This is a genomic window from Paenibacillus sp. A14, from assembly GCF_036864815.1.
Taxonomy (GTDB): Bacteria; Bacillota; Bacilli; order Paenibacillales; family Paenibacillaceae; genus Fontibacillus; species Fontibacillus sanfengchensis.
Genome location: NZ_JBAGJD010000002.1, coordinates 723,070 through 743,164, shown reverse-complemented (window position 1 = coordinate 743,164; position 20,095 = coordinate 723,070). Strand labels below are relative to the sequence as shown.

Genomic DNA, 20,095 nt, shown 5'->3' with positions numbered 1-20,095 from the left:
TGAGTCGAAAAGGGAAAAGGAGATCAGCATGAGGGGTTTCAGGGGGATACGTTGGCAGCTGTGGCGCAAGGGCCAAGACCCGGCGCAGACAAATCACGGCCGCCCGGAAAACGATCAGGAGATGTCCGAAGATAAAACGACGGGGCTTTTTGCCGCCCTGCGCGGTTCAAAACCGCGGATGGTCGCGGTCAGCGCGATGGCCGCTCTGTTGGTTGCCGGAGGAATCTACACGGCGGGTCAGCAGTATGTGAAAGCCAATACGGTAACTTATTACCGGGTTTACGTCGCAGGCAAGGAAATCGGCACGATTGCCGACAAATCGCAATTACAGGCTCTTTTTGAGAAGAAGGAGCAGGAATATAAGGAAAAATACCCGAATGTGGACATGGCGGTACATACCGAAGGGATCACGACGGTGGAAGCGCAAGAGTTCAAGGCCAAGGTGGACAGCAAGCAGACGCTGGGCAAGCTGGAAGGCCTGCTGACCGGCTACGCCAAAGGGGTGGAGCTGAAGGTCGACGGCAAGACGATCGGCATCGTCAAGGACCAGGCTACGGCGGATGCGGTGTTGGAAAGGATCAAGGGCAAGTACGCGCCGGCGGACAAGACCGTCATGGCGACAGCCCGGCTGGCCGGCAAGGTGAAGAAAACCGGCGGAATTCAGCAGGCGGCAGCCACCGGCAGCAGTGAAGCGGGCGGCGTTATTCTGGAGTCGGTCGCCATCCAGGAGGATGTCTCCACGGCTTCCGTGGAAGCAGATCCGAACAAAGTGATGGATGTGAACAAGGCGGTCGCCCGGATTTTGCAGGGCGATGAAGCCGCGGTGACTTATGCGGTGCGGGAAGGGGATACGATCTCTTCGATCGCGGCCCGTTTTGGCGCCACACAAAAGGAGCTGTTCCACAATAATCCGGGAATCAAGGAGCGTACGCTTCAGATCGGAACGGAACTGAAGATTAACACAGTGAAGCCGTCGTTGACGGTAAAAACGGTGGAGAAGGTGTCCGAGCAAATCGAAATCGAGCCCCAGGTGATCGTGCGGAAAAGCGATAGTCTGCGCGCTGGTGAAACCAAAGTGCTCTCCTTGGGGACAAGCGGACTCAAGACGATGAAGTACCGGCTCACCAAGGAAAACGGCGACGTGATCGCCGAAGAATGGCTTGGACAGGAGGTTCTTACGGAGTCGAAGCCCAAGGTCGTGGTGCGCGGCACGAAGGTGGTAGGCGAAGGGAGCGGCGATTTTGCCTGGCCGGTATCGGGCGCCACGTTGAGCAGCAGCTACGGCGAGCGGTGGGGCAGAACGCATAAGGGCGTCGACCTCGTCTCTTCCGACCGGAGCATTCTCGCGGCGGACGAGGGCGTTGTTGTCTTCACGGGCACCAAGTCCGGGTACGGCAACTGCATTATCATTGATCATAAGAACGGCTACGAGACACTGTACGGGCATTTGAGCAAGATTAATGTGAAAGAGGGCCAGGTCGTCGAGAAAGGCTCGGAGATCGGCGTGATGGGCAATACGGGGCGTTCCACCGGGACGCATCTCCATTTCGAAATCCACAAGGACGGCAGCGTGCAGAATCCGATGAAATATTTATAAAAATCAAAAGAGGGTGTTCCAAAGTTTACTTTTGGGACACCCTCTTTTTGCGATTTATTTTGCCTTTACAATCTCGATCTCTTGCTTGTCTTTAAGCTGATGCTGCCCGGAGACGATGATTTGCTCGCCCTGCTTGATTCCTTTGGTAACTTCCTGGTACATGCCGTTTAACCGTCCCAGTTCGACCTGACGCTTCTCAGCCTTCCCGGCGGCGTTAATATAGACGAAGGTGCCGGTTTCTTCCCGAACAATCGCCGTGGTCGGAATGGTGAGCACTTCTTGCTCGGCTTCTTCGGTGATCCGGAGCTGAACCTTGGCCCCCGGCTTCCAGGCGTGCTTCGCGTTGTCCGTTTGCAATTCCATCGCGTACGTTCTTTGTTGGGTATCCATAATGTCGGAAAAATAAACGATTTTCGCTTTTTGCAGGACGTCCGGCTGACTGGCGGAGTAGAAGGACAGCTCCTTCTTGCCTTTAACCAGTTCGGCGGAATCCTCCGTGATGTTCGCTTTGATCTTCACGGGGTTGATCTGCTGGATGACCCCCACGTTCCCCGGTGACACGGTCATACCGGTCTTTACGGAAAAATCGGTTAAAATGCCGCTGATCGGAGCCTCCACTCTGTAATTCTCCAGCGTCCGGTTGGCCTCCTGGATCCCGATCTGCGCCAGCTGGATTTGGTCTTTCAGCGGCTGCAGCGCATCCGGGTCGTCCGGATTGTTGAACAGCCCGTTTTTCAAGTTTAGCTGGGCCGTCCGCAGCGAAATTTCGGCCTTTTGTTTCTGGAGGAGCACATCGGTGGTATCCAGTTCAAACAGAAGTTCTCCCTTTTTAACCTGATCTCCGCGCTGTTTATATACTCTCTTTACATCACCGCTGGCTTTGGCGACGACGTCCCGCTGGTCGGAGGCGGCGATTTCCGCCACAACTTCCTGCGGGTCGTCAATCGTACGCAATTCCGCCACGCTCACTTTTACGGACGGCTTCTGCGGCGCATTGGTTTGGACCGGCGGCTTTTGTTCCTCCGCCTTGGTACAGCCGGCCGCGGTCATAGCGACCATGGCCAGCATCGCACTGCCCAGCATAAGTTTATGCCATGTTCTGCTACTCATCGATTACAACCCCTTTCTTGTTGCCTTTGGCCGGTTTCGGTTTGCCTTCCCGGCGGCGGAACAGTCCGCTCATCCGGTTTTTGAACGATTCGATCAATTCATAAACCACAGGTACGACCACGAGGGTCAGAATCGTGGAAGAAACCAAGCCGCCGATAACGACAACGGCCATGCCTTTGGAAATGATCGTGCCTCCTTCAGTAAGTCCGAGCGCGAGCGGCAGCATGGCGATCGCCGTAACTACCGCGGTCATGATGATCGGACGCAGGCGGATCATCCCCGCTTCAACCAGCGCATGGCGGACCGTATAACCTTCCTGCCGCAGCTGCTGCGTCCGGTCGATCAGCAGAATCGCGTTGGTGACGACGATCCCGATCAGCATCATGAAGCCGATAAGGGAAGTGATACTTAGCGATTCCCCCGTCACGAACAGTCCGACCAGGCCCCCGATGACCGCCAGCGGCAGCGAGAACAGGATCGCGAACGGCGCGCTGGTGTTGCCGAAGGAGATGACCATGATCAGATAGACGATAAAGACTGCGGCCGCCATGGCGACAAACAGCTGCGAGAAGCTTTTGCCGATCTCTTCGCTGACGCCGCCGATTTCGCGGCTCACGCCGTCCGGAAGTTCGACTTGGTCGAGGGCGAGAGCGACCTGGGAACTGACGCCGCCCTTGTTTTGACTGTCGATTTTGGCGGTGATCGTAATGACTTGGTCCTGATCCTCGCGCTGAATGCCCGAGGCGGCGTTGATAATGTTCAATTCGGCGATCTCTTTCAGATAGACGACCGAACCGCCGGCTGTCCGGAACGGAATATTCCCGAGCTTGGCCAAGCTGTTCATGTCGGTTTTATCCAATTCCAGCGTGGTGGTGTATGTCGTATTGTCCAGCTTCAAATCGCCGATTTCATCTTTCATCAGCCAGCTGGCAACCGTCTGCTGGGTGGCCGATACGCTAAGCCCATACTGCTGGGCTTTGCTCTGATCGACTTCGATCTGCAGCTCTTTCTTGGCATCGCTCAAGGAATCCTTGACTTCGCTCAGCTCCGGGAATTCCTTGAGTTTCTCTTTCAGGAGTGCCGATGCTTCGGTCAGTTTGAGCAAGTCATCGCCTTTCACCGCATATTGGAAATCCGCGGTTCCGGTTGAGCCGCCCTCCAACGTACGGATGTCCAGCTCGGAACCGGGAGGGAGTTCCGCCAGAAGTTTTTCCTTGTATGTATCCCTCACCTGCTTGACGTCACTGCCTTCGCTAACCTCTGTAAAAATTTGCGCACTATAATTCAACGGGTCTTTGGAACCCTCACTGTAACCTACCAGGGATTCGATAAACGTGAACATCCGGTTTCCCGCGGAATCCTTGGCGTTCTTCAAAATATCCTCCATGTCCTTTACCTTGGCATCCATCGTTTCAAGAGAAGTTTCATACGGCATTTTGACGACGTAATAAAACTCGCGCGGCGGCTCGGTATCGGGCATCAGAGTAATTGACAAGAACGGGACCGTGCCGATAACGGATCCGATGAACAGTACACCGGCCAACAGCAGGGTTTTGATACGGTGACGCAGCGTCAACTCCAGCGTACGCCGGTAGAAATTTACCACGCGGCCTTCCCGGCCTTCTTCGTGGTGCTTGATCTTATCGCCGCGCACCAGCAGCTTCGCCAGCATCGGAATGACCGTCAAGGCGACGAGAAGCGAGGCCAGCATCGCCGTAGCGAGCGTGATGGCGAACGGGCGGAACAGTTGGCCGGCGATCCCGCTGACCATTCCGAGCGGAGCGAATACGCCGACGGTGGTCAGAGTGGAAGAGGTGATGGCGGCGCTCACTTCCATCGTGGCCTTTTTAATGACGGATTCACCGCGTTCCTCCGCTTTTTGCAAATGATTGTAGATATTTTCGATAACGACGATACTGTCGTCCACGACGCGGCCGATCGCGATAAACATTCCGCCGAGCGTCAAGATGTTCAGGGAGATGCCCAGATAGTTCATGACGAGCAGCGTGATCAGAATCGAGAGCGGTATCGAAATCAGGACGATCAGCGTCATCCGCACGTTCCGCAGGAACAGCAAAATCATCAGCGCCGCAAGCAGGGCTCCGGTGATACCTTCCTTGAGCATCCCGTGAATCGATTTGCTTACTTCATCCGAAGTGTCAAATATCGTTTTGAATTGAATATCGGGATTTTGCGTGGACCAATCCTTCATCAGCCGCTCGGTTTCATCCGCGAAGTCGACCGCGTTGGCGTCGGGCGTTTTGTACAACTGGATCCCGATCGCCGGTTTGTCGTTCAGGCGGGCGATGTATCCCGATTCCGTGACCGACTGGATCGTGCCCAACTGCTTCAGACGTACTTGGGTGCCGCTTGGTGTGGTTAACTCCATATTTTCCAGGGCATAGACGCTGTCCGTCTCACTTTTTACCCGGGCCATCAACTCATTGCCGTCGAGTTCGACGGCTCCGGCCGGAACCGAGTTGATGTTTTGGCGCAGGTCGTTGGCGACTAACGGGGGCGTTAACCCATAGGCGGTTAACTTATCGGCATCGAGCCGGATGCTGAGCGTTGTTTTGCGCGAGCCGATTTCGTCCATATGGTCGTAGCCCGGAATCGATTGCAGGCCGGGTTTGATTTCGTTCGCGAACCAATGGTCCAGATCGGTTTGGCTCATGCCGTTTTCCGCGTAAATGGCAAAATAATACGCCGGAATCGAGGAGTACCCGAAGGTGGCGACTTTCGGGGTGCCCGCCGAACTAGGCAGATCCACCTCCTGCAGCAGACTCTCGATATCCAGCTTTTTCTTCTCCGGGTCCGATTTCTCGGTCAAATTGACGATGATGGTGGAGAAGTTGTCGCTCGATGTGGATTGGAGCGAGGTAACGCCCTCCATGTTGGCGATTTTTTTCTCCAGGGGTTTCGTCACCTGCTCCATGACATCGGTCGGAGACCCCGGGTATTGCGTCGTAATGAACACAAGGGGTATGGAGATGTCCGGCATAATTTCGGTCTTCAAATTGCCGGCCGCGTACATGCCGCCTCCGAACAGCATTACAATCATAATGATGAGAGCTCCAACATTTTTCATGGAGAAGTTGGTGAGTTTGTTCATGGCAATCCTCCTATCTGGAAGGAAGGGTACCAAATGAATGTGAACTGAATGTGAATGAAGTTCATTTTCATAAAAAATTGCATAGGTTTACAGGATCGCTTTCATACTTCCTTGGGAGGCTTGAGGCCGTAATAGGGAAGGGTGACCGCGATGGAAGTTCCTTGGCCCGGTCGGCTGTGAACGCGGATACGGCCGTGATGCAGGTCGATCATCTTTTTGACGATCGCCAATCCCAAGCCGTTGCCGCCTTGGCTTCGGTTTCGGGAGCGGTCCACCTTATAGAACCTCTCGAAGATATGCGGCTGGTCCTCCTCGGGAATGCCGATGCCGCTGTCCTTGAAGATTACGACCACTTTATGAATCTCCTGGCGGAGAAAAATGGAGACATGCCCGCCCTCGGGAGTGAATTTCAGGCTGTTGCCGAGCAAGTTGGTCCATACCTGGTTAAGCCCGTCACGGTCGCCCTTGATGACGACAGCCGGCAGTTGGAGGTCGATGTGGATGGACTTGGCCGACCACTGCCGCTCAAAGCCGACGACGACCTGGCGGATTTGCTCATCCAGCCGGAAGGCTTCCGGATGAAAAGGATGATGCTCGGAATCCAGCGACGCGAGCTTTAGGAGGTTGTCACTCATGCGGGACATCCGTTCGCTCTCCGCAATGATGATATCCAGATAGCGGTCGTGATCCTTGGCATCGTGGGTCTCGTCTTTCAGCGCCTTGGCGAACCCGCGGATCGAGGTGAGCGGAGACTGGATTTCATGCGACACATTGGAGACGAAATCCTGCCGCATCTGCTCCATTTGCTGCAGCTGCTGCCGCATTTCGTCAAAATTTTTGACCAGCACGCCCAGTTCGTCCTTGCGCCTGACTTTGAGGTCGGTGCTGAAATCGCCCCGGGCCATCCGTTTGGTCGCTTCCGTCATTTTACGCAGCGGCAGAATCAGAAAAGTGGCTTCGGCGGTAAAAAACAGGCTCCCGCCGATCAGCACGATCCCGATCATCGTCAGGATGATGTTGTTGATCGGGTAACCGACCTGATTGGCCGGACCCGGCTGAATAAAGAGGGCGTAAGCATGCCCTTGGTGCTCAAAGCGAAACCCGACGAACATCTTATCATCGCTGGCTTTTCCCTGAACGGTCTCCCCTTGCAGTACCCGTTCGACCTGATCCCTGCTGACAAAAGACGTACTCCCCGCTTGGTAACCGTAGGTTTCCCGGTTGAAGTTCTCATTGTAAATTTCGAAGCTGATGGACTGAACAAGCACCTTGATATCGTCCATGACCAGTGCCCGATTGTCGAAGCCCGCGCGCTCGAAGAGCCGGACCAGGCTTTCTCCCAGGTGAATCAAATAGGTTTGGGTCTGGTTGGTCACTGATTTTTCGTAAAGATAGCCGGTGATCATGGCCGATGTCAGAAGGCTGACGATGATGGCCGACAGAAACATCAGAACGATGCGGATATATAGTGATTTGATCATTTGAAGACCTCGATCCGATACCCCAATCCATAGACCGTCTCGATGCGAAACGAGGGAGGAGCGTCTTGGGCGAACCGTTCTCTCAGCCGCTTGATATGCACGTCGACCGTCCGGTCATCCCCGCTGTAGTCCGCCCCCCAAATTTGCTGAATCAATTGCTCTCGCGTAAAAATTTGCCCGGGATAGCTGCCCAGCTTGAACAATAATTCAAATTCCTTAGGGGGGAGAGTCAGCTCCTCCGAGCCCCGGATCACCTTGTAGGTTTGGCGGTTCAACCACACATGGCCCAACTGGATGCTCTGCGAGGCCGAAATCCGGTATCGTTTGAGCAGCGCTTTGACGCGGATCACCATTTCGATCGGATCGAACGGTTTGACGAGGTAATCATCGGTCCCCAGGTTGAAGCCCTTGACCTTCTGCCCGGTTTCGCCCTTGGCCGTCACCATCAGCAGGGGGGTGTCCGGATACAGCCTGCGCAGTTCCCTGCACAGCTCCCAGCCGTCCATCACCGGCATCATGATGTCGAGCACCACGAGATCGGCCTGCGTTTGCTCCATCACTTCCAACGCTTCTTTTCCGTCGGCGGCTTGCATCGAATGAAAGCCTTCTCTTTTTAAATACAGACAAATCAGTTCCCGAATGTTCGGATCGTCATCCACTACCAGAATGGTCGTCATCTCAGGCGGGTTCCCCTCTCTATGTATGCGGCTGAATTCTATTATTTGGCGTCGTTTCTAGATTACCAGCAGGAGGGAGGGGGATTCAACAGATTTTGAGCGCTGCCGCTTCCTGGAAGCCGTTGGCTGATGCGGGCGGAGGTATGGTAAGATAGAGGAAGATGGGGCCAATGCCCGAGAGTATGGGGTGAACTGGGAAGATGCAAGGGAAAATTCTGGTCGTGGACGATGAACGGCCCATTGCGGATATATTGAAATTCAATCTGGAAAAAGAGGGCTACGAGGTGATCCTGGCCTTCGACGGCATCGAGGCCGTGGAGCTTGCGTTTGCGGAACAGCCGGACCTGATTCTGCTCGATCTGATGCTGCCCGGCAAGGATGGCATGGACGTATGCCGGGAAGTGCGGGCCAGGCTGCAGACCCCGATCATCATGCTGACCGCCAAAGACGGGGAGATCGACAAGGTGCTGGGCCTGGAGCTTGGGGCGGACGACTATGTTACCAAGCCGTTCAGCACCCGCGAGCTGCTGGCCCGGGTGAAGGCGCAGATGCGGCGGCAGCAAAAGCCCGCGGCGCCGGAGGGGGCCGATGAACGGCAGGGCCTCAGCCTGTTTGAGCTGTTTGTGGACACCGATACATATACGGTGTCCAAGAACGAGGAGCCGCTCGATTTGACCCACCGGGAATTCGAGCTGTTGCATTATCTGGTGAAGAATGCCGGGAAGGTGATGACCCGGGAGCATCTTTTGCAGGCGGTGTGGGGCTTTGAATATTTCGGAGATGTCCGGACGGTCGATGTGACCATTCGGAGGCTGCGGGAGAAAATCGAGAAAGATCCGAGCAAGCCGGAGTATATTTTGACCCGGCGGGGACTCGGCTATATGATGCGCAGCTCCAAGGCGGGTGGATTCTAGGATGAAGCTGCCCTCCTTCTTCCGTACGATCCAGGCGAAGCTGATTATTATTTATGTGCTCCTGATCCTGATCGCCATGCAACTGATCGGGGTTTATTTTGTGAGCGCGATGAAGACTTCCCTGACGAACAACTTCACAAAGGAGCTGCAGGAGCGGGCGGAGCTGCTTTCGGTGCTGGCGGCGCAGAACCTGGGCGTGTCGGGAGAATCGGCGGAGGAGTCGCTGGAGAATTTGCGCGTGCTGGTGAACAATCTGTTCAACATTAACGGCGCGGAAATTCAGGTGCTGGATGCCAGCGGCAAGGTGTTGACCACATCCACGCCTTCGCATGCCGATTATGTCGGCACGAAGAATACGCAGACGGTCGTAAACCGGGCGCTGCAAGGGATTCGCGACAACGAGGAATACATTATCGACGAGGATAATGTCCGCAAGAAAGTCGTGGCCAAGCCGGTCTTCAATGACGGCAAAATCGTGGGCGCGATTTACATCGCGGCCTCGATGAACGAGCTGTACGATACGATGGAACGGATTAATAACATTTTTATATCGGGGATTCTGCTGGCGCTTGGGCTGACCGCGGTGCTCGGCGTGATCCTGGCGCATACGATCACTTCGCCGATCAAGGAAATGACGAGGCGGGCGACGGCGGTGGCCGAAGGGGAGTTTCACCAACAGATGCCGGTGCTGGGGAACGACGAGATCGGCCAGCTCAGCCGGGCGTTTAACTATATGACCAGCCGGCTGCGCGACGCCTTGGCCCAGAATGAGGAAGAGAAGGAGAAGCTGGCCTCGATCCTCACCAACATGAGCGACGGGGTCATCGCGACGGACGAGGCCGGCATCGTGATTCTGATGAACCGCCGGGCCGGGGAAATGCTGCGGATCGTCAAGGACCCGACCGGCGAAACCGACATCATCTCGCTGCTTTGCCTGAGTCCGGAAGAACGTGAAATATTGAAGCAGGGGACGATGCACTCCACAATTCTGGAGAACGAGACCTCGGAAGGGGAAACGTTCCTGATCCGGGTCACGTTTACGCCGATTCACCGCCGGGAGACCGGCGTCGTGGGCACCATTGCCGTGCTCCAGGACGTCACCGAGCAGGAGCAGCTGGAGGCGTCCCGGCGGGAGTTTGTGGCCAACGTCTCCCATGAACTGCGCACGCCGCTGACGACGATCAAGAGTTATACGGAGGCGCTGGAGGACGGAGCGATGGCGGACCCGGAGCTTGGGCCGAAATTCGCTTCCGTCATTCAGAACCAGACCGAGCGGATGATCCGGCTCGTGACCGATCTGCTGCATCTGTCGCGTCTCGACTCCAAGGAAGCGCAGCTGCGGAAGCAGCCGGCTCCCGTGATGGAGATGCTGGAGGAAGTGACCGACCGGTTTTCTTTTCAGATGCAGGAAAAAGACATCAAGCCGACGCTCTTCGTCGGCAACGGGGTAAGCACGGCGTGGGTGGACCGCGACCAAATCGATCAGGTGCTCGACAACCTGATGTCCAACGCCATGAAATACACGCCGGAAGGCGGAACAATCGGACTCGAGGCCAGGGTCAAGGAAGACGGGGCGCTGGAAATTTCGGTGCAGGATAACGGAATCGGGATTCCGAAAAAGGATCTGGACCGGATTTTCGAGCGTTTTTACCGGGTGGACAAGGCCCGGTCGCGGAATATGGGCGGTACGGGGCTCGGACTCTCCATTGCCCGGGAAATCGTCAAGGCGCACGGCGGAACGATCTCATTACAGTCGGAGCTGGGCAAGGGCACCAAAGTGACCTTTACGCTGCCCCAGTATGGACAAGGAGGCGACGGCGCGTGAAGGAAGGTGTGAAATCGCTGGTGCTGACCCTTTTGGTCGTGTGCAGTCTGGTGCAGAGTTATTTTCTCATCTACCGCCTGCCGGGCAGCAACCCGGTTGTCAAAACCGCGAGCGACTATATCAAGACGGAGGATATGGGACAGGAAGCGGAAGCGGAAGAGATGCTGTTTCCCGTGCAAATCGCCGTACATCTGGGCGACAGCCGGCACACGGTGTTTTACCCGGAGTCGGCCTTTTACAACCTGATTTACTCCCGGCTAAAAGGACGGCAATTCGAGGGATTTCAGCGGTACGCCCTGGAAAACCTCGATTGGACGGAAATCCGCAGCCGCTATCCCGGCATCGAACTGCAATTCGGCAGCGGCATCCCGGTATCATTGCTGCAAAGGGTGATGCAGATCGAACCCGACTCCCTGTTTGAAGGCGAAAGCATCAGCCGGGTGCTGATCTATAATGCCGAGGATGGGGCGCAGGTGCGGGTATTCTTCTTCAGCTCGCGGGGGGATGTGGTTTACGAAGCGACCAAGGCCGACTTGACCGTGCAGGATGTGAAGCAGCAGGTTGACTTCGGCAAGGAATGGGTGCCCTATACGTTGGAGAACGGTTACTACCTTCCCGAGAAGCCGATCCGCATGGTGGAAGCGGGCATGAAGATCGGGGTGTTCTCGACGGATCAGATGCAGAGCAGTTTGTTTTTTGATCCGAGCATCACCCGGTATATCCGGGAAAAAGACGGCTCCGAGATCTATACGGACAGCAAGCGCAGCCTGCAGGTGAGGCAGGATCGGAACTGGATCAACTATACCGACCCGGCGGCGCCGGCTGCCGGAGAGAGCAACCCCGGGCGCGTCGCGTTGTCCGCGGTGGACTTCGTCAACCAGCACGGCGGGTGGAACGGCCAGTACCGGCTAAAGGAGACCGAAGACAGCGGAAACGACCAGCATACGGTAGCTTTTCAGCAGTATTACGGCGAAGGCCAGTATGGCGCGCTGCCGATCATTGATATCTCCTCGTTCCACTATGGAGAAATCACGCTTGAATTAAGGCAGGGGACGATTACGGGCTACCAGCGCTCCTTGATTTATCCGACGGGCGAGTTCTGGAGCAAAAAAACGGTCGATCTGCCCGGAGGGAACGAGCTGCGGAAATTCGTCGCCCGGTTGAAGGGAGATGCCGAGATCGTCAGTCTGTATCCGGCTTACCAGCCTTCCCTGACCAAGGACGGGCTGCTGCTGAAGCCCGTATGGGTGGCCGAGCTCCGCAACGGCGCGACAAAGATCTTGCAGTAGAGGGGGGATCTTGCCGATCCCATTTCCAACTTGAAAAGATGCAAATCTGCAGGAATTCAGGCCGATCCGCGAGGGTATTGTGAAAAAGATGCAAGTCTGCAGGTATTTTTAGCGATTTTTCAGACACAAGGCTGTTTCGCCGAAAATGCTTGCAGATTTGCAGGAATTTTGAAATTTTGTCCCTAACAGGAGAAAAAAACTGCAGATTTGCAGGAATTTATTTATATTAGTCAGGTAGCTTGATGGAGGTGGAAGGATGGATTGGGGCCGCGCGAAAAACGTGCTGATCTACGCTTTTTTATTGCTGAATCTGGTATTGGGCTATCAGCTGTGGAACGATTTGCGGGAGCAGGCGGACTCCAATCCGGATTTCACCTCGCTGGAGAGCAATATCCAGAAAGCGATGGACGACAAGCGGATTCGGGTGCTGGCGAAAATCCCCAGCGAGACGCCGGAGCTGCCGAAAATATCGTACCGGTTCGTGAACGGCGGGCAAAACGGTAATATCGTCGAGCTCCCGACGCCGGTGGACAGCAAGCTGATCTTTACGCCAAAGGAACTGGTCAGCGCGTTAAAGACCCGTCTTCCGGGTATCGGAAATTACCGGTATGACGAGGCGGCGAGCCGGGACGGGGAGTTTGTCCTCCATCCGCTGGTTGACGGGAAATGGCCGTTGTTTAAAATAGACTTGAGGTTGTACTACAGCAATCAGAAGATTATCTCCTATCGCGAGCAGAGCATCGAGATCAGCAGTTCGGAAGGCGAGAAACGGCAGCGGGTGCTGTCCGCTTCCAAGGCGCTCGGCAACTTGATCGAGAACTTTCTGCCGGAGGGCTCGGTCGTCACGGGGATCGAGCTGGGGTATTATGGCGAGGTGTTCAATTCCGATGCGCACCTGCCGGCGGCTCCGGCCTGGAGGTTTATTTTGGAGAGCGGGACGGAGTATTACGTGCAAGGCATCAGCGGCGACGTGATCAGTCCGAACATCGAGAAAGCAAAGGAGTAATGGGGAAATGGGTTTAAAATTTACAGTGCTGTCGAGCGGCTCCACGGGAAATGCCACTTTGGTTGCGAACGGAGAGGTAACGCTGATGATCGACGCGGGCTTCAGCTGCCGTCGGATTGACGAGATGCTGGCGGAGCGCGAGGTATCCGGGCAGGAGCTGAGCGGCATTCTGGTGACGCACGAGCACTCCGACCATATCAAGGGACTTGGAGCCGTGGCGAGAAAATACAATTTACCGGTCTACGCGAATGAGAAGACATGGGGCTCTATGGAGAAGGCGATCGGCCAGATTCCGGAGGAGAACCGCCGCCTGTTCGGAACCGGCGAGGCGAAGGACTTCGGGTCGCTGCGCGTGGAATCCTTCGCGATTTCGCACGATGCGGCGGAGCCGGTAGGGTATTGCTTCTACGATGGAAAGGACAAGCTGAGCGTCTGCACTGACCTCGGCTATGCCAGCGACAAGGTGAAGGCGGCGATCGCCGATTCCGACGTGCTGGTGCTGGAGGCGAACCACGATATCGAAATGCTCCGCATGGGCCGGTATCCCTGGAACATCAAGCGCCGTATTCTCGGCGACATGGGACACTTGTCCAACGAAGCCACGGGCGAGCTGTTGAGCGAGCTGCTGAACGGCCGGATCAAGCGGACGTACCTTGCCCATTTGAGCCGGGAGCACAATATGCCGGACCTGGCCCGGATGGCCGTGCGGGGCGCGATGGAAGATCGCGGCTGCTTCTTTAAGGACAGCGAGTTCAAGCTGCGGGACACTTTCTACGACCGGCCTACGCCGTGGGATACGGTGGCGGAATTATAAAACCGTCGAGTTCCGCCGCTTTTTGCTCGATCTCTTGCCGGGTCAAGATCCCTTTTTCAATCAACAGCTCCATAATTGCGCTGAGCGTTACCAATTGGTGGTAATGCTCTTCTTTTATATCTGCCAGCTTGGCGAGGATATTCACCTCGTTCATTGGCGACGAATAATGCGAATTCATGACAAAGCCCCCTTTTTAGTGACTGCCGGTACGAACGGAATACTGTATTTTTCTCCCGAAAATTCCCTTTATGAAAACTGCGCCAGTTTGCCCGGCTTATGGTAGAATGAATCTATCAATCTAGCGCTATATCTTTAGTGTAGTCTTACTTTGCCGTAAACATTCCTAACGGAGTAAAATGGACAGCAATTAATTTGCTCGAACGAGCAACATCCCACCAATTTAGCACGTTAAGAGAGTACCGCAATGAACGGGAATATGAATTTGCCGTTATCGCATAGAGTGAAGTGAGCAGCGACAGTTGGGTAATAAAGAAACAAAGATAGATGGGCGGGAGCCCGGGTAGTGCCATGGAGGGAGAGATTACGGGATGGGATTGTTCGATGATGACTTTTATTCCACAAAGGTGTCCAGACGCCAGCTTCGCAGAAGTTCGGACAAAAATCCGCAATGGCAGGGAAGCCGGCGGAGGACCGGAGGGACTACGCTCCAGGTCACGCTGGTTTCATCCATCCTGAGCGCGGTGCTGGCCGTGCTGCTGTACAGCTTGATCACCGGGCTCCCCTCGGCTTCCCGGCAAGCCGGTGCGAACGGCAATATCGCGTTTGCCGGAGGTGATCCGTTCGACCGGATCAGTTCGGCGGCGGCCAAGGTGGCTCCGGCCGTGGTGAGCATTCTTAACCACAGCGAGCTTGACGGGAAGGAAGACCCGGAGCGGGCGGCGCTCGGGTCGGGCGTGATTTTTAAGAAGGATAAGGGGAAAGCCTACATTATCACCAACACGCACGTCATTTCAGGCGCTGATAATCTGGAGGTCGTGACGAGTAACGGAGGCTCCCGGAAAGCCGCTATCATCGGGCAAGACTCCATCAACGACATCGCCGTGCTGGAAGTGGATGACAAAGGCATCAGCGCCGTGATCGACATCGGGGATTCCAAGAAGCTCCGCCCCGGCGAGACGGTGATCGCGGTCGGCAATCCCCTGGGATTGGGCGGCACGCTCACTTCGGGCATCGTCAGCTATACGAGCCGGATGATTCCGATCTCCCTGAGTCAGGACGGCATTTATGACTGGGAGCAGGAGGTCATTCAGACCGACGCGGCCATTAACGAAGGCAACAGCGGCGGGGCGCTCGTCGATTTGAACGGCCGGCTGATCGGCATCAACACGATGAAGATTTCGGATACCGGCGTGGAGGGGCTCGGCTTTGCCATCCCGATCAACGAGGTGATGAAGACGGTCGACGATCTGATGCTGTACGGCAAGGTCGTCCGCCCATACCTCGGCGTGTACACGCTGGACTTGAACAATCCTTACGCCGAGATCACCGAGGAGCAGCAGCAGGATCTGAAGCTGCCGAGCCATGTGACCGAGGGCGTGATCGTGCTCGAAGCGCACGGACCGGCCAAGGAAGCCGGCTTGAAGCTGAACGACGTCATCACGCAGTTCGACAAACAGCCGATCACCTCGACGCTGGAGCTGCGCAGATACCTTTACGAGAACAAGAAAATCGGCGAAGACCTTGAAGTCACCTACTACCGGGACGGCGAGCCGCATACGGCGACCGTGAAGCTCACCGACAAGCCGTCCGAGACGGAACTGGAGGCCGAGGAAGCCGAAAAATAATACTGCGGAAGATCCCCCTGCATACGCAGCAGCCGAATGGCGCTGCGGTGTGGGCGGGGTCTTTTTTGTGCGGGCGGGTCGGCGGCGGTAGCTGTGGGTCGGCAAGGCTTCGCTCCGGCCGGCGTGCTCACCGGCGGGGAGGCTTGCCGGTGCGGAGCCCTCAACGGCGCAGAGTCCTCGCCGGTGACGGTGACGGTGCCACCGCTGGCGTCAACGCCTCGGCTCCTGCGCTATTCCCCCCACCGGCGGATTAACGGGAAAACCACGGGCTTGGCCCGCGTTTGGCCGTGTTTGGCCCCGCGGAGAATTAACGGGAAAACCTCCCGTTAATTCGGCGCAGACCGGGCGCAGGCAGGGATTACCTGGAAAAAGTGGCGCTAATTTGCCGTGATCGGCCCGGAGCGGCCGGATTCGGGGGAATTAGCGGGAGAAATTCCAGGTAAATGGGCCGGACAGCGCCGAGTGAGCGGAATTAACGGGAGGAAATCCCGTTAATGTGTACTCACGTTGCATCCAACCTGACAGGGTGCTGCTTTTTGTAGGCTAACGGGGTCATATTCATGGATTTTCTGAATTGATGGATGAAGTAGCTTGTACTATTAAATCCTACTTGATAAGCCGCGTCGGTGACATTGTACTCGGGTTGTTGCAGTAATGTCAGGCTTTTTTGAATGCGGTATTCCATCACATAATTCAAAGGGGTTTTCTTTAGAAACCGTTTGAAATAGCGGCAACATTCGGACCTGCTCAATTGCCCTTCCCTTGCGATATCCTCTAAAACGATCCTCTCGGCAAAATGGAGATGGATCCAATTCAGCATTTTCTTCATTCTATGATTCTTTAACATCTCAGCTTCTTTGTACTCTAATTGAAAACCACTAGCGACCAAATTTCTCCAAATATGAGCTAACTGTATCGTAATATCTATTTCATAAAAAGCTGAACTCTGCCGGATCAAACGGTCAATCTCCAGCATGGCATCGACGATGTTTTTTGCCCAGTCCTCCTTGGTAGTCAGGCGAATGTAAGGTAAGTTCGTCGCTCCTATATAAGGATACACATAAGCTCTAAAAAGTTCTTGCGAGAGAATAAAACTCGGAGAAACATTTAAACAAATATAAACGCATCCCGAATGGTTATCGTCTTTGGCCAGGTGGAGGCAACCACTATTGATAAATAGTCCGTCCCCTTCGTCCATCGTCACTTTTTCCTCTTGGATTTGGAAGACAGCTTGTCCCTTCATGATGAGAACAAATTGAAACTCTTCATGCCAATGCAAAGGGATATAGCCATTTATATTGTGACTAATCGTTGTGTGATAACATGCGATGGGCAACACGGTGGTACGATGTTCCGTCAGCTCTTTAAAATTTGGATCAACGGCGAAATCTTTGATTTGCATTGACAGGCCCCAATCTCAATATATTTATATTTTATTATTTGATTTTAGTATATATTTAGACATTTTCTCTTTATTATAGTCAAAATAAAACACAATTTTAATACTTTAGCGGGGGTTGGCTATGGGTAGAGGGAGAGGTATTTTCTTCATCATAACTGGCGCTATATTTTGGGGGATTGGCGGTACAGTTGCAAAAAAGCTATTCCAACAATACGGCATCGATATGGGGTGGCTCGTTACGATTCGGTTACTCATTGGCGGATTGTTACTCCTGGGGGTGCAATCTTTTAGAAAAGGCCGTACAAGCATTCTTGAGATCTGGAAAAATAAAAAGTTTTCCTTTCAACTCCTTATATTTGGATTAGTGGGTATGCTCGGGGTTCAATACACCTATATGGCTTCTATAGAAAGGGGAAACGCTGCTGTAGCAACGTTATTGCAATATCTGGCACCTGTAATCATTATTATATACTTATTTGTCAGTAAACAATCCGCTCCAAAAAAGAAAGATATGTATACGGTATCGCTTGCTTTAACGGGTTGTTTTTTCCTACTGACCGACGGTTCATTGTCTCAATTATCCGTACCGTCAGATGCAGTTATTTGGGGATTATTATCCGGGTTTGCCCTTGCCTTTTATACCTTGTATGCGGTCCGATTCCTCGAGAAATACGATTCGCTGGTTATTGTTGGCTGGGCTATGATCATCGGGGGGGTGGCCTTGAGTTTTATCCACCCGCCTTGGCATATGAAATTTACGAACCTACCCTTAGAAGCCTATTTATATTTGATTTTTGTGATTATTTTTGGCACGATGCTGGCTTTTTGGTTTTCTATCGAAAGTTTAAAAAGTTTATCTCCAAAAGAGTCAAGTCTTTTGGGAAGCATAGAGCCATTAGCGGCTGTATTGACAACCGTTTTTTGGTTAAAGGATTCCTTCGGTTTGTTTCAATGGATAGGGACATCTTGCATCATGGCAATGATTCTTTTCTTGGCTTTTAACAAAGACGCTTCATCAAGCGATAGGTGAGAACGATCGATTCTACATCATTTGGAGGCCAGGGAACCGGGGAAGAAAACTGTTAAATATTAAAGGAATTCATCGTTTTTTGTCGAACTAACGGGAAAAGAATTTTTCAGCTTAGTGCAGAGAGGACAAAGAACGATGAAGAGAATGCTGAAGCGGGGAATGAGTAGTCTCACCATCTTTGGGATGGCCGGAGCAGCCTTAATGGGTGCGGCGGGACCGGCAGGTGTCGCCAAGGCGGCCGGGTTTTCGGATGTACCGGGGTCGCATTGGGCCTACGACATGGTGATGTGGTCGCAGGAGAACGGGGTGACGAGCGGATATCCGGACGGGACCTTCCGGCCTACGCAGGCCGTTACGGAATCGGAGTTTCTGGTTATGCTGGTTCGCGCCTATCCGGAGAAAACCGTCGGGGAGAACAAGACGGGGGGGCCATGGTACACCCCTTATTACAAAGTGGCTTCGGATGCGGGCTGGCCCGTGGCGAATCAGCCGGAACAGAAGATTACCCGCGGCCAGGTGGCGCGTTTGATGGCGGCCGTCATGGGTCAGCAGTTAGCGGAAACGGAAGCGGTTCAACTGGTGCTGGACAAAGGTCTGGGGCAGGGGAAGGCCGGTTCTTCCGGCGTGGCGGGCTTTGCTCCGAACGATGCGCTGTCCCGTGCGGAGGCGCAGACTTTTTTGTATAGATTGAAGCAGCAGACATCCTCTTCGGGCGATGTACCAGCGGCGGCGGACAAGCCGGCGAAGGCGGAAGCGGGAATCTCACTGCAAGGCGTGGCGATCGGCGATGTCGAGTCGAAGGTCGTGGAACTGCTGGGCCAACCGGCCCGTAAGGATGTGACCGGCCACAAAATGGCCTGGTACATCTACAACAGCGACTACAAGCGCTTTGCGCAGATCGGGATTGCGGAAGGACGGGTAGTCGCTCTATATTCCAATGCCGAGGGTTGGCAGTTTGAAGCCGGGGACACCCAGGGGCTAAAGGGAGTCAAATCCCGGGCGGAACAGCTTTGGGGCAAAGCCGAGGAGACGAAAGGCCGCACGTTGAACTACCGGACCGAAGGAAGCTATCTGCATTTATTCCTGGATTCCCATGAGGGCGGAAGCGTCGATGGCGTGCTGGTACAGGAGAAGGTTTATTTTGACGGCGTGAAATCAGGTAATCCGACAGAGGCGGTTCTGGGTGCGACGGAGCGGGAAGTTTTTGACTTGACCAATGCGTTCCGGGTGAAAAAAGGTCTTCAGCCGCTGGCCTGGAACGACAAGGCCGCCGTCGCGGCCCGGCTGCACAGCCAGGATATGGCCAAGCGGAATTACTTCGAGCACGATAGCCCGGACGGACTGTCGGCCGGGGACCGGATGGCGGCACAGGGCCTGAAGGAATACCGCACGTGGGGCGAAAATATCGCGGCCGGTTATGACGATGCGATTGAAGCCTACAACGGCTGGATAAACTCCGCGGGCCACCGGGCCAATATTCTGAAAAGCGGATTCACGACGCTGGGCGTTGGCATGGCGTTGGGTTCGGACAAGAGTGAATACCATACGTACTTCACGCAAAATTTCTATACGCCGCGTTGAGGAAATGCGGAGCATTTGGCAGGAGCCGTCCGGTCCGGTGTGATTTGGACGGTTCCTTTTTTGGGCCGAGTATGGTAGAACAAATAAAGGACAACCTGTAAATACGGAGCCCGCCGCGATGGCGGCAAGAAAGGATGCTTTGAGCGAATGTACGTAGTATGCAAAGATCATGTGGAGCTGGCGATCGACATGTTTGTCGACGAGTTTGAGGACGCGCCGGATGTGGTAGACCTGGAGCACACAAAATTTATCGATTGGGATCCGCCGGTAAAATGCCAGGAATGCGAGCATGAGGCGAGGTTTTTGATCGTATAGGAATGGACTATAATATGGATGGGGCGGTCATCTCCACTTGCGGGAGGAAACCGCCTTTTTTGCGTGGAAAAGGAGAGTGAACTTCGGACAGTCCGTTCATTGTCAAGGCGATGAGGTGTTTAGCGGGATTTTCTCCA

General features: G+C 54.5%; 17 protein-coding genes. 11 read left to right on the top strand and 6 right to left on the bottom strand.

The features are described 5' to 3' along the window. The first annotated feature begins 28 nt into the window (after positions 1–28). A complete protein-coding gene (locus V4U88_RS07685; protein WP_334072673.1) occupies positions 29–1,597 on the top strand; it encodes a M23 family metallopeptidase in 1,569 nt (522 codons plus the stop codon). Positions 1,598–1,651: 54 nt separating this feature from the next. Here V4U88_RS07685 and V4U88_RS07680 read toward each other — a convergent pair whose 3' ends face one another. The 4 genes from V4U88_RS07680 to V4U88_RS07665 all read right to left on the bottom strand — a co-directional run bounded on the left by V4U88_RS07680 (position 1,652) and on the right by V4U88_RS07665 (position 7,977). Beyond that, positions 1,652–2,707, bottom strand: a complete 1,056-nt coding sequence (locus V4U88_RS07680; protein ID WP_334072672.1) for an efflux RND transporter periplasmic adaptor subunit — start codon at positions 2,705–2,707, stop codon at positions 1,652–1,654. Beyond that, on the bottom strand, positions 2,700–5,819 hold the full coding sequence (locus V4U88_RS07675) for an efflux RND transporter permease subunit (RefSeq protein ID WP_334072671.1): 3,120 nt from the start codon (positions 5,817–5,819) through the stop codon (positions 2,700–2,702). The genes V4U88_RS07680 and V4U88_RS07675 overlap by 8 nt, the downstream gene beginning before the upstream one ends. A 101-nt stretch (positions 5,820–5,920) precedes the next feature. After that, entirely contained in the window at positions 5,921–7,300 is a 1,380-nt protein-coding gene (locus tag V4U88_RS07670; RefSeq protein WP_334072670.1) for a HAMP domain-containing sensor histidine kinase, read from the bottom strand. Beyond that, positions 7,297–7,977 carry a response regulator transcription factor gene (locus V4U88_RS07665; RefSeq protein WP_334072669.1) on the bottom strand — a complete coding sequence of 227 codons (681 nt, stop codon included), beginning with the start codon at positions 7,975–7,977 and terminating at the stop codon, positions 7,297–7,299. The genes V4U88_RS07670 and V4U88_RS07665 overlap by 4 nt, the downstream gene beginning before the upstream one ends. 200 nt (positions 7,978–8,177) lie before the next feature. On the opposite strand from V4U88_RS07665, the gene yycF reads away from it, so the two are divergent. From yycF to V4U88_RS07640, 5 genes are all read left to right on the top strand, one after another. Further along, the gene (yycF, locus tag V4U88_RS07660) at positions 8,178–8,891 is read left to right on the top strand and encodes a response regulator YycF (RefSeq protein ID WP_334072668.1); all 714 of its coding nucleotides are present in this window, start codon (positions 8,178–8,180) and stop codon (positions 8,889–8,891) included. Between the two features lies 1 nt (position 8,892). Then, positions 8,893–10,716 carry a cell wall metabolism sensor histidine kinase WalK gene (gene walK / locus V4U88_RS07655; RefSeq protein ID WP_334072667.1) on the top strand — a complete coding sequence of 608 codons (1,824 nt, stop codon included), beginning with the start codon at positions 8,893–8,895 and terminating at the stop codon, positions 10,714–10,716. Then, a complete protein-coding gene (locus V4U88_RS07650; RefSeq protein ID WP_334072666.1) occupies positions 10,713–12,005 on the top strand; it encodes a YycH family regulatory protein in 1,293 nt (430 codons plus the stop codon). Before walK ends, V4U88_RS07650 begins: the two co-directional genes overlap by 4 nt. 256 nt (positions 12,006–12,261) lie before the next feature. Further along, positions 12,262–13,011 (top strand): two-component system regulatory protein YycI, encoded by a 750-nt coding sequence (gene yycI, locus V4U88_RS07645; protein WP_334072665.1) that lies wholly within the window; start codon positions 12,262–12,264, stop codon positions 13,009–13,011. A gap of 7 nt (positions 13,012–13,018) precedes the next feature. Then, positions 13,019–13,825, top strand: a complete 807-nt coding sequence (locus V4U88_RS07640) for an MBL fold metallo-hydrolase (RefSeq protein ID WP_334072664.1) — start codon at positions 13,019–13,021, stop codon at positions 13,823–13,825. Here the strand turns inward: V4U88_RS07640 and V4U88_RS07635 are convergent. Further along, the gene (locus tag V4U88_RS07635; RefSeq protein ID WP_334072663.1) at positions 13,794–14,003 is read right to left on the bottom strand and encodes a hypothetical protein; all 210 of its coding nucleotides are present in this window, start codon (positions 14,001–14,003) and stop codon (positions 13,794–13,796) included. The two genes, V4U88_RS07640 and V4U88_RS07635, sit on opposite strands and share 32 nt — an antisense overlap. Positions 14,004–14,373: 370 nt before the next feature. Between V4U88_RS07635 and V4U88_RS07630 the strand changes: the two genes are divergently transcribed. Together V4U88_RS07630 and V4U88_RS07625 are read left to right on the top strand one after the other, a co-directional pair. Next, positions 14,374–15,630 carry a S1C family serine protease gene (locus V4U88_RS07630; RefSeq protein WP_334072662.1) on the top strand — a complete coding sequence of 419 codons (1,257 nt, stop codon included), beginning with the start codon at positions 14,374–14,376 and terminating at the stop codon, positions 15,628–15,630. Between the two features lie 36 nt (positions 15,631–15,666). After that, positions 15,667–15,960, top strand: coding sequence for a hypothetical protein (locus V4U88_RS07625; protein WP_334072661.1), 294 nt, complete (start codon positions 15,667–15,669; stop codon positions 15,958–15,960). Between the two features lie 172 nt (positions 15,961–16,132). On the opposite strand, the gene V4U88_RS07620 is transcribed toward V4U88_RS07625, so the two are convergent. After that, a complete protein-coding gene (locus V4U88_RS07620; protein WP_334072660.1) occupies positions 16,133–17,032 on the bottom strand; it encodes an AraC family transcriptional regulator in 900 nt (299 codons plus the stop codon). Between the two features lie 121 nt (positions 17,033–17,153). On the opposite strand from V4U88_RS07620, the gene V4U88_RS07615 reads away from it, so the two are divergent. From V4U88_RS07615 to V4U88_RS07605, 3 genes are all read left to right on the top strand, one after another. Then, positions 17,154–18,062 carry an EamA family transporter gene (locus tag V4U88_RS07615; RefSeq protein ID WP_334072659.1) on the top strand — a complete coding sequence of 303 codons (909 nt, stop codon included), beginning with the start codon at positions 17,154–17,156 and terminating at the stop codon, positions 18,060–18,062. Between the two features lie 135 nt (positions 18,063–18,197). Then, positions 18,198–19,643, top strand: a complete 1,446-nt coding sequence (locus V4U88_RS07610; RefSeq protein WP_334072658.1) for a CAP domain-containing protein — start codon at positions 18,198–18,200, stop codon at positions 19,641–19,643. Positions 19,644–19,790: 147 nt separating this feature from the next. Then, positions 19,791–19,958 (top strand): CxxH/CxxC protein, encoded by a 168-nt coding sequence (locus V4U88_RS07605; RefSeq protein WP_148454035.1) that lies wholly within the window; start codon positions 19,791–19,793, stop codon positions 19,956–19,958. Positions 19,959–20,095: the final 137 nt, after the last annotated feature.

Excerpts from the sequence above, each read along its gene's own strand:
- V4U88_RS07605 (WP_148454035.1), top strand. The coding sequence starts at position 19,791 with ATGTACGTAGTATGCAAAGATCATGTGGAGCTGGCGATCGACATGTTT.
- V4U88_RS07665 (WP_334072669.1), bottom strand. The coding sequence starts at position 7,977 with ATGACGACCATTCTGGTAGTGGATGACGATCCGAACATTCGGGAACTG.
- V4U88_RS07630 (WP_334072662.1), top strand. The coding sequence starts at position 14,374 with ATGGGATTGTTCGATGATGACTTTTATTCCACAAAGGTGTCCAGACGC.
- V4U88_RS07635 (WP_334072663.1), bottom strand. The coding sequence starts at position 14,003 with ATGAATTCGCATTATTCGTCGCCAATGAACGAGGTGAATATCCTCGCC.
- V4U88_RS07670 (WP_334072670.1), bottom strand. The coding sequence starts at position 7,300 with ATGATCAAATCACTATATATCCGCATCGTTCTGATGTTTCTGTCGGCC.
- V4U88_RS07675 (WP_334072671.1), bottom strand. The coding sequence starts at position 5,819 with ATGAACAAACTCACCAACTTCTCCATGAAAAATGTTGGAGCTCTCATC.
- V4U88_RS07640 (WP_334072664.1), top strand. The coding sequence starts at position 13,019 with ATGGGTTTAAAATTTACAGTGCTGTCGAGCGGCTCCACGGGAAATGCC.
- yycI (WP_334072665.1), top strand. The coding sequence starts at position 12,262 with ATGGATTGGGGCCGCGCGAAAAACGTGCTGATCTACGCTTTTTTATTG.
- V4U88_RS07680 (WP_334072672.1), bottom strand. The coding sequence starts at position 2,707 with ATGAGTAGCAGAACATGGCATAAACTTATGCTGGGCAGTGCGATGCTG.
- V4U88_RS07610 (WP_334072658.1), top strand. The coding sequence starts at position 18,198 with ATGAAGAGAATGCTGAAGCGGGGAATGAGTAGTCTCACCATCTTTGGG.
- walK (WP_334072667.1), top strand. The coding sequence starts at position 8,893 with ATGAAGCTGCCCTCCTTCTTCCGTACGATCCAGGCGAAGCTGATTATT.
- V4U88_RS07615 (WP_334072659.1), top strand. The coding sequence starts at position 17,154 with ATGGGTAGAGGGAGAGGTATTTTCTTCATCATAACTGGCGCTATATTT.
- V4U88_RS07625 (WP_334072661.1), top strand. The coding sequence starts at position 15,667 with ATGGCGCTGCGGTGTGGGCGGGGTCTTTTTTGTGCGGGCGGGTCGGCG.
- V4U88_RS07685 (WP_334072673.1), top strand. The coding sequence starts at position 29 with ATGAGGGGTTTCAGGGGGATACGTTGGCAGCTGTGGCGCAAGGGCCAA.
- V4U88_RS07620 (WP_334072660.1), bottom strand. The coding sequence starts at position 17,032 with ATGCAAATCAAAGATTTCGCCGTTGATCCAAATTTTAAAGAGCTGACG.
- yycF (WP_334072668.1), top strand. The coding sequence starts at position 8,178 with ATGCAAGGGAAAATTCTGGTCGTGGACGATGAACGGCCCATTGCGGAT.